Source organism: Streptomyces sp. NK15101, assembly GCF_020400725.1.
In the GTDB taxonomy this organism is placed as follows: Bacteria; Actinomycetota; Actinomycetes; order Streptomycetales; family Streptomycetaceae; genus Streptomyces.
Genome location: NZ_JAINVG010000086.1, coordinates 24027 through 33004, shown reverse-complemented (window position 1 = coordinate 33004; position 8978 = coordinate 24027). Strand labels below are relative to the sequence as shown.

Genomic DNA, 8978 nt, shown 5'->3' with positions numbered 1-8978 from the left:
GCCCCCCCGGCGCCTTCCCCCCGGGGGGGCCCCCCCGCCCCCCCCCCCGGGGCCGGGCCCGGAGCCCCCCGCACCCGCCCGGGCGGCGGCCGCCGCACCCGCCCCGGCGGCCGCCCCCGCCCTCCACCACCGCGTCGACGGCCCCGCCGACGCCCCCGTCCTCCTCCTCGGGCCCTCCCTCGGCACCTCGCTCGCCGTCTGGGACGCGCAGACCGCCGCGCTCGCCCGGCACCACCGGGTGGTCCGCTGGGACCTCCCCGGGCACGGCGGCACCCCCGCCGAGGCGCTGCCCCACACCGAGCCCGGGGCCACCACCGTCGCCGACCTCGCCGGCCTCGTCCTCGAACTCGCCGACCACCTCGGCGCCGACCGCTTCGGCTACGCGGGCATCTCCCTCGGCGGCGCCGTCGGCACCCACCTCGCCGTCCACCACCCCGACCGGGTCACCGGCCTCGCCGTCGTCTGCTCCTCGGCCCGCTTCGGCGCCCCGGAGGCCTGGCGCGAGCGCGCCGCACTCGTCCGCGCCCGGGGCACCGCGCCCCTGGCCGAGACGACGGCCGCGCGCTGGTTCACGCCCGGCTTCGCCTCCACCAGGACCGCCGACCGGCTCCTCGCCGACCTGCGCGCCGCCGACCCGGACGGCTACGCGGCCTGCTGCGACGCCCTCGCCACGTACGACCTGCGCGAGGACCTCGGCCGGATCACCGTCCCGACCCTTGTCGTCGCCGGCCGCGCCGACCCGGCCACTCCGCCCGCCCACTCCCGCGAGCTGGCCGACGGCATCCCCGACGCGGGCCTCCTCGAACTCGCCGGAGCCTCCCACCTGGCCCCCGCCGAACGCCCGCAGGCCGTCCTCACCGCGCTCCTCGGCCACTTCGGCGCCCCCGCCGACGACGGCAGCCGGCACGCCCAGGGCATGGCCGTGCGCCGCGCGGTCCTCGGCGACGCGCACGTCGACCGGGCCGTCGCCCGGACGACCGCCCTCACCGCCGACTTCCAGGACTACATCACCCGCTGCGCCTGGGGGGAGATCTGGACCCGGCCGGGCCTCGACCGCCGCACCCGCAGCTGCATCACCCTCACCGCCCTGGTCGCCCACGGCCACCTGGAGGAGCTCGCCCTGCACGTCCGGGCCGCGCTGCGCAACGGCCTCACCCCCGAGGACGTCGGGGAGGTCCTGCTGCACTCCGCCGTCTACTGCGGCGTCCCCGCGGCCAACGCCGCCTTCGCCACGGCCCAGCGCGTCCTCGCCGAGGACGCGGCCGCCTCCTGAACCCCTGCCCGCCCACCGACCCCTCACGGAGCCACCCATGCCCCGCACCACCACCGTCGGCATCATCGGAGCCGGTCCCGCCGGTCTCCTCCTCTCCCACCTGCTCCACCGGCAGGGCATCGACAGCGTCGTCCTCGAACGGCGCGACCGGGAGTACGTCGAGCGCCGCCAGCGCGCCGGCATCCTCGAGCAGGACACCGTCGACGTGCTGCGCGCCTCCGGCGCCGGCGCCCGGATGGACCGCCAGGGCCTGGAGCACCACGGCATCGAACTCCGCTTCGACCGCCGCTCCCACCGCATCGACTTCCCGTCCCTGACCGGCGGCCGCTCCGTCATGGTCTACGCCCAGACCGAGGTCGTGAAGGACCTCATCGAACTGCGCCTGAAGGACGGCGGAACCGTCCTCTTCGAGGCCGAGGCCCTCTCCGTGGACGGCGCCGACACCGACCGGCCCGCCGTGCGCTACCGCCACGAGGGCGCGGAGTCCACCCTGGAGTGCGACTACGTCGTCGCCTGCGACGGCTTCCACGGCATCGGCCGCCGCTCCCTCCCCGAGGACCTGCTCACCGTGGTCGAGCGGACGTACCCCTTCTCCTGGCTCGGCATCCTCGCCGACGTCCCGCCCTCCTGCGACGAGCTGATCTACGCCCACCACGAGCGCGGCTTCGCCCTGCACAGCATGCGCTCGCCGAAGGTCAGCCGCCTCTACCTCCAGGTGGACCCGGACGACGCCGTCGAGGACTGGCCCGACGAGCGGATCTGGGACGAGCTGGACACCCGCTTCGCCGTCGACGGCGACTGGACCCTCCGGCGCGGCCCCATCACGGAGAAGGGCATCACCCCGATGCGCAGCTTCGTCGCCGAACCCCTGCGCCACGGCCGCCTGTTCCTCGCCGGCGACGCCGCCCACATCGTGCCGCCCACCGGCGCCAAGGGCCTCAACCTCGCCGTCGCCGACGTCACCCTGCTCGCCCGGGCCCTCACCCGCCACCACACGCAGGGCGACGAGTCGGCGATCGACGCGTACTCCGAGACCGCGCTGCGCCGGATCTGGCGGGCCGAGCACTTCTCGTACACGATGACCACCCTGCTCCACGCCGACCCCGCCGAGTCCGGCTTCGACCGTGAACTGCGCCTCTCGCACCTGCGCTACCTGGCGGGCTCCACGGCCGCCTCGGCCTCCCTCGCCGAGAACTACGTCGGCTTCAGGACGGACTGACGCTCCGCCGGAACGCCGGAGGGGGCGGCTGCGCGAAGCAGCCGCCCCCTCCGACGTACGCGCGGGTCAGGCGAAGAAGCGGTACACCGCCTGGGCGACGCACGCCGGCTTGGCGACGCCGTCGATCTCCACGGTCAGGTCCACGACGACCTCGACCCCGCCCTTGACGTCCTCCACGGACACCACGCGGCCGTGCGCGCGGATCTTCGAGCCGACGCGCACGGGGGAGGGGAAGCGCACCTTGTTCAGGCCGTAGTTGACGGCCATCGACACGCCCTCGACCCGAAGCAGCTCGCTCCACATCGGGATGAGCAGCGAGAGGGTCAGATAGCCGTGGGCGATGGTGCCGCCGAAGGGGCCCGCGGCGGCGCGCCCGGCGTCGACGTGGATCCACTGGTGGTCGTCGGTGGCGTCGGCGAAGGTGTCGACCCGGGGCTGGGCGATCTCGACCCAGGAGCTGTGGCCGAGGTCGGCCCCGGCCTGTGCCTTGATCTCGTCGATGCCGTGAACGGTGAGAGCCATGGTGGCACTCCTCTGAATCGGAAGTCTGAACGGGGAGGAACGGTTCAGCCGCCGTAGCGCGCCTTGATGGGCGCCTTGAGCAGCTTTCCGGTGGCGTTGCGGGGGAGGTCGGGAGCGAGGACGACGCTCTTGGGGATCTTGTAGCGGGCGAGCCGGCCCTCCAGGTGGGCGATCAGCTCCCCTTCGGTGACGGTCGCCCCCGCGCGGGGGACGACGACGGCCCGCCCCACCTCGCCCCAGCGGGCGTCGGGCACGCCGATGACGGCCGCCTCGGCGACGTCCGGGTGTCCGAGCAGGGCGTCCTCCACCTCGGCCGGGTAGACGTTCTCCCCGCCCGAGATGATCATGTCCTTGAGGCGGTCGACGAGCCGGACGTAGCCGTCCTCGTCCACGGTGGCCACGTCGCCCGACCGGAAGCGCCCTCCGTCGCGGAAGGCCGCGGCGGTCGCCTCCGGGAGGTTCCAGTAGCCCGGGGTGACGTTCGGCCCCGCGACGACGACCTCGCCCTTCTCGCCGGGCGCCGCCTCCTCGCCGGAGGGCAGCAGCACCCGTACGTCGGTGAAGAAGTGCGGGACGCCCGCCGAACCGGCCCGGCTCACCGAATCGGTCCGGTCCAGGATCAGGGCACCGGGCGCGGTCTCCGTCATGCCGTACCCCTGGACGAAGGCGAGGCCCCGGTCGAGATAGGCGCGCGTGGTGCGGCCGGGCACGGGGGCGCCGCCGCAGAGCAGGTTGCGCAGACCGGTCAGGTCCGCGCCCGCCCAGCCCGGAGCCGCCGCCATCGCGTCGTACATCGTCGGCACGCCGAACATGCAGGTCACCCGGTGCCGTTCGATCAGCCGCAGGGCGCGGCCGGCGTCGAAGGAGGCCTCCAGGAGGACCGTGCCGCCCTTCAGCAGGACCGGCAGGCAGCTCATGTTGAGCGCCCCGGTGTGGAACAGCGGCGCGGCGACCAGGGCCACCTCGTCGCCGGCGAGGTCGGTGTCCACGAGGACGTTGAGGCTGTTCCAGACGATGTTGCCGTGGGTGAGGACGGCGCCCTTGGAACGTCCGGTCGTGCCCGAGGTGTACATGATGAGGCAGACGTCCTCGTGCCCCACCTCCTCGTCGACCGGCTCCGTGGACGCGGCCGCGAGCAGCTCCTCGTACGGGGCGCCGGGACCGCCGTCCACGGCGAGGACGGCGGCGAGGCCGGCCCCCGCCGCCAGCTCGGTCACCCGATCGGCCGGCTGCCCGGCGTGCACCAGGACGGTGCTGCCCGAGTCGGTCAGCTGATGGAGCAGCTCCGGCACGGCGAGCCGGGTGTTGAGCGGTACGAAGACCGCGCCGAGGAGACCGGCCGCGAAGAGCGTCTCCAGGTAGGCCGGATGGTTGGGGCCGAGGAACGCCACCCGGTCGCCGCGCTCGACCCCGGCGCCCCGCAGGACGTGGGCCAGCCGGGTGCAGCGCTCGTGGAGTTCGGCGTAGTCGATCGCGCGGCCCTCGTACAGCAGGGCGGTGCGCCGGGGCGACTTGCGGTCGCGGCGGGCGGGCCAGGAGCCGATGCCCTGGTTGCGCATGGGGTACCCCTCAGTTTCCGGTGAGACCGAGCAGGCGGGCCGCGTTCTCCTTGAGGATCTTCGGACGGACCTCGTCCTTGATCGGGAGCCCGGCGAAGTCGGCCAGCCAGCGGTCCGGCGCGAGCAGCGGGAAGTCGGAGCCGAACAGCACCTTGTCCTGCAGGAGGCTGTTGGCGTACCGGACCAGTTGCGGCGGGAAGTACTTCGGCGACCAGCCCGACAGGTCGATGTACACCTGCGGCTTGTGGGTGGCCACCGCGAGCGCCTCGTCCTGCCAGGGGAAGGACGGGTGGGCGAGGACGATCCTCATGCCCGGGAAGTCCGCGGCGACGTCGTCCACGTCCATCGGGTTGGAGTACTTCAGCCGGATGCCCCCGCCGCCGGGCGCGCCCGCGCCGATGCCCGTCTGCCCGGTGTGGAAGACCGCGACCGCACCGGCCTCCTCGATCGCCTCGTACAGCGGGTACGCCATCCGGTCGTGGGGGTGGAAGGCCTGGATGTTCGGGTGGAACTTGAAGCCCTTGACCCCGAACTCCTGGGTCAGCCACCGGATCTGACGGACCGCCGCCTTCCCCTTGTACGGGTCGACACCGGCGAACGGGATGATCACGTCCGGGTTCCGCAGCGCGGCCTCGGCGATCTCCTCGTTCGGCACCGGCGGGGTGCCGGTCGCCGACTCCGCGTCCACCGTGAACACCACGCAGGCCATCCGCCGCTCGCGGTAGTACGCGGCGATCTCGGGCAGCGTGGGGTGGCGGTGCTCCGCCTTGAAGTACGCGCCCGCGGCGGCGTCGAGCTCGGCGGAGAGCGACGCCCCGCCCTTCTCGGACACCTCGGCGTGGGTGTGCACGTCGATGGCGACGAGCGCGTCGACGTCCAGCGGGGACGTCGGGCCGTGGCCGCTCACAGCTGCGGCGCCGGGATGCCGAAGGTCTCCGGGACGCGGCCGACGGTCACCGGCCAGGCGGCGGCGACGGCCTCGGCGCTCCAGCCCCCGTCGGCGTACGCCACCGACACCTCCCGCGGGTGCGACCACAGGGAGAGCCTGTCGCCGCCGACGCCGACGCACTGGCCGGTCACCCCGGCGGCCGCGTCCGAGGCGAGGAAGGTCACCAGACCGGCGACGTCCTCGGGCGTGCCGAAGCCCTCGCCCTTGCGCAGGCTGTCGGGGAAGGCCACGCCGTCCCGCTCCAGGGCCTCGACGTGCGGGGCGAAGGCGGGGATCGTCTTCGTCATCGCGGTCGCGGCGACCGGGATGACGGCGTTCGCGGTGATGCCGGCCTTCGCCAGCTCCAGGCCCCAGGTGCGGACCATGGCGGCGATCCCGGCCTTGGCTGCGGCGTAGTTGGTCTGTCCGAAGTTGCCGCGCTGTCCGGCGGGGGAGCCGGCGACGACGATCCGGCCGCCCCCGCCCTGGGCGCGCATCCGCTCGACGGCGGCGCGGACGCAGGTGAAGGTGCCGCGCAGGTGCACCTCGACGACGGCGTCGAAGTCCTCGTCCGTCATCTTCCACAGCACCCGGTCCCGCAGGATTCCGGCGTTGGTGACCATGACGTCGAGCCGGCCGTAGCTGTCGACGGCGCGGGCGACGAGGGCCTCGGCGGCTTCGGTCGAGCCGACCGGCACCACCTCGGCGACGGCCCGCCCGCCGTCGGCGGTGATCAGGCGCACGGCCTCGACGGCGGCGTCGGCGTCCACGTCGTTGACCACCACGGCGGCGCCGGCGGCGGCCAGCGAGCGGGCGTAGGCGAGACCGAGTCCGCGGCCGCTGCCGGTGACGACGGCGACCTTGCCGGAGAGATCCACATGAGTCATGAACGGGGGTCCTTTCCCGTGAACACGGTGCGGGGCGCGGGGAATCGCGACAGGACGCGCACCGTCGAGCGAACAAGTTAGGCATTCTTCTGTCGACCGTCAATGAACTGCCGAATATTGAGGCGGCTTCCCGGCGCCCGCCCTACGCTGTCCCCGTGACGCAGCCCGCCCCGACCGCCGAGACCGCGGCCCCCGCCGAGCCCGGTTCCTCGCCCCGCCCCCAGTCCCTGATGCTGACCTTCTTCGGCATCCACGTCCTCGGCACCGGGACCGCCCTGTCCTCGGCGAGCGTGATCGACGCCTTCGCCCGGGTGGACGTCGGCGAGGACGCCGTCCGCTCGACGCTGACCCGCATGGTCGGCCGCGGACTGCTCGAACGGCACCGCCGCGGCCGCCGCATGTACTTCTCGCTCACGCCCCGCGCCGCGGAGGTCCTCGCCGACGGCCAGGAGCGCGTCCACCGCACCGGCGCCGTCAACCGGGCCTGGGACGGCACCTGGACCCTGGTCGGCTTCTCGCTGCCCGAGTCCTGGCGCAGGGAGCGCCACGACCTGCGCTCGCGGCTCGTCTGGGCGGGCTTCGGCCCGCTGCAGAGCGGCCTCTGGGTGGCCCCCGGCCGGGTGGACGTCGCCCCCCTCGCGGCCGAACTCGGGCTCGGGGACCGTATCAGGGCCTTCCACGGCGAGGCCGTCGCGCCCACCGAGGCCGGGCCCCTGCTCCGTACCGCCTTCGACGTCGACGCCATCGCCGACGGCTACCGCGTCTTCCTGGCCCGCTGGGGCGACGGCGCCGCCCCCGGCGAGGCCCGCGACGACCTGGGCCGGCTGCTCCTGCTCCACACCGACTGGCTCGACCTGGTCCGCCGCGACCCGCACCTGCCCGCCGAGCACCTGCCCGCCGACTGGCCCGCCGAGGCCGCGGAGACCCTCTTCCGCGAGCTCTCCGCCCGCTTCGAACCGGGGGCACGGCGGATCGCCGACGAGATCCTGGACCGCTGGGAGCCGGGGACGTGACGACCCGGCGCCCAGCCGGGGCGCCTTACGTCAACATCATTGACCTTGTCGTGCGCGGCGGAGTCTCATGGCGGCACTTCGGAGACCCCCCGCGCCCGGGCGTCTCCGCGACCCCGAAGGAATCCCATGGACCACCTCAGCTCGCTCCGGGACGTCGACCCCACCCCGTTCTGGCTCGACGATCCCCGCCGGCCGCGGCCCGCCCCCGCCCTCGTCGGCGGCACCACCTGCGACCTCCTCGTGGTCGGCGGCGGCTACACCGGTCTGTGGACCGCCCTCCTCGCCAAGGAACGCGACCCCTCCACCGACGTCGTGCTCGTCGAGGCGGACGAGGTCGGGGCCGCCGCCTCCGGCCGCAACGGCGGATTCTGCGAGTCCAGCCTCACCCACGGCCTGGCGAACGGACTCCGGCGCTGGCCCGAGGAGATCGGCCTGCTGGAACGCCTCGGCCGGGAGAACCTCCAGGGCATCGAGGACGCCATCGAGCGGTACGGCATCGACTGCGACTGGGAGCGCACCGGCTCCCTCGTCGTCGCCACCGAGCGCCACCAGCTCGACGGCCTCGCCGAGGAGGCCGACGCCGCCGCCCGCCACGGCGGCAAGCCGCTCCTCCTCGACGCAGACGCGGTCCGCGCCGAGATCGACTCCCCGACCTTCCTCGGCGGCGTCTTCCACCGGGACGACGTCGCCATGGTCAACCCGGCCCGGCTCGCCTGGGGCCTCAAGCGAGCCTGCCTCGACCTCGGCGTCCGCGTCCACGAACGCACCCCCGCCGCCTCGCTCGACGAACACGGCGCCGTCATCGCCGTCGGCACCCCCTACGGCCGGATCACCGCCCGCCGCGTCGCGCTCGCCACCAACGCCTTCCCTTCCCTGATCCGGCGCCACCGTCCGTACACCGTCCCCGTGTACGACTACGCGCTGATGACCGAGCCGCTCACCGAGGGGCAGCTCGCCTCCGTCGGCTGGAAGCGCCGGCAGGGCTTCGCGGACCGCGCCAACCAGTTCCACTACGTCCGGCTCTCCGCCGACGACCGCATCCTGTGGGGCGGTTACGACGCCGTCCACCACGGGGGCCCGGTCCGCGCCGAGCACGACCGCCGGCCCGAGACGTACGCGACGCTCGCCGAACATTTCTTCACGACGTTTCCGCAGCTGGAAGCGGTTCGCTTCAGTCACGCCTGGGGCGGTGCCATTGACACCAGCACCCGCTTCTGCGTTTTCTTTGACACGTGTCACCAACGCAAGGTCGCCTACGCCGCCGGATTCACCGGGCTCGGCGTCGGCGCCACCCGCTTCGCCGCCGACGTGATGCTCGACCTGCTCGCGGGCGAGCACACCGAACGCACCCGCCTGGAACTCGTACGCCACAAGCCCCTGCCGTTCCCGCCCGAGCCCGTCCGCTCCCTCGGCATCGGCATCACCCGATGGTCCATGGCACGCGCCGACCGGAACGAGGGACGCCGCAACCTCTGGCTGCGCACCCTCGACCGCTTCGGCCTCGGCTTCGGCAGCTGAGCCGCACCGCACCCGTCCCCCCCGCCCCGCCCCTCAAGGCGCCGCACCGAGGCCGTACG

At 74.1% G+C, this 8978-nt stretch carries 8 protein-coding genes; 4 read left to right on the top strand and 4 right to left on the bottom strand.

Features of this window, described 5'->3' with window-relative positions:
* On the top strand, positions 1-1273 hold a 1273-nt coding region (pcaD, locus tag K7G60_RS31750; RefSeq protein WP_225804415.1), incomplete at its 5' end, for a 3-oxoadipate enol-lactonase.
* A gap of 37 nt (positions 1274-1310) precedes the next feature.
* Positions 1311-2492: a 4-hydroxybenzoate 3-monooxygenase gene (locus tag K7G60_RS31745; protein WP_225804414.1), complete on the top strand. Its 1182-nt coding sequence runs from the start codon at positions 1311-1313 to the stop codon at positions 2490-2492.
* A gap of 66 nt (positions 2493-2558) precedes the next feature.
* On the opposite strand, the gene K7G60_RS31740 is transcribed toward K7G60_RS31745, so the two are convergent.
* From K7G60_RS31740 to K7G60_RS31725, 4 genes are read right to left on the bottom strand one after another with little or no spacing between them, the layout of a single operon-like run.
* Complete coding sequence (locus tag K7G60_RS31740; protein ID WP_225804413.1) at positions 2559-3014, bottom strand: MaoC family dehydratase; 456 nt, start codon at positions 3012-3014, stop codon at positions 2559-2561.
* A gap of 44 nt (positions 3015-3058) precedes the next feature.
* Positions 3059-4573 carry a long-chain fatty acid--CoA ligase gene (locus tag K7G60_RS31735; RefSeq protein WP_225804412.1) on the bottom strand — a complete coding sequence of 505 codons (1515 nt, stop codon included), beginning with the start codon at positions 4571-4573 and terminating at the stop codon, positions 3059-3061.
* Between the two features lie 10 nt (positions 4574-4583).
* Positions 4584-5453, bottom strand: a complete 870-nt coding sequence (locus K7G60_RS31730) for an amidohydrolase family protein (RefSeq protein WP_225804418.1) — start codon at positions 5451-5453, stop codon at positions 4584-4586.
* Between the two features lie 23 nt (positions 5454-5476).
* Positions 5477-6388, bottom strand: a complete 912-nt coding sequence (locus K7G60_RS31725; RefSeq protein WP_263986544.1) for an SDR family NAD(P)-dependent oxidoreductase — start codon at positions 6386-6388, stop codon at positions 5477-5479.
* A 155-nt stretch (positions 6389-6543) separates the two neighbouring features.
* Here K7G60_RS31725 and K7G60_RS31720 point away from each other — a divergent pair, with 155 nt between their 5' ends.
* The gene (locus K7G60_RS31720; protein WP_308082725.1) at positions 6544-7401 is read left to right on the top strand and encodes a PaaX family transcriptional regulator C-terminal domain-containing protein; all 858 of its coding nucleotides are present in this window, start codon (positions 6544-6546) and stop codon (positions 7399-7401) included.
* A 126-nt stretch (positions 7402-7527) separates the two neighbouring features.
* A complete protein-coding gene (locus tag K7G60_RS31715) occupies positions 7528-8919 on the top strand; it encodes an FAD-binding oxidoreductase (RefSeq protein WP_225804411.1) in 1392 nt (463 codons plus the stop codon).
* The last annotated feature ends 59 nt before the right edge of the window (positions 8920-8978 follow it).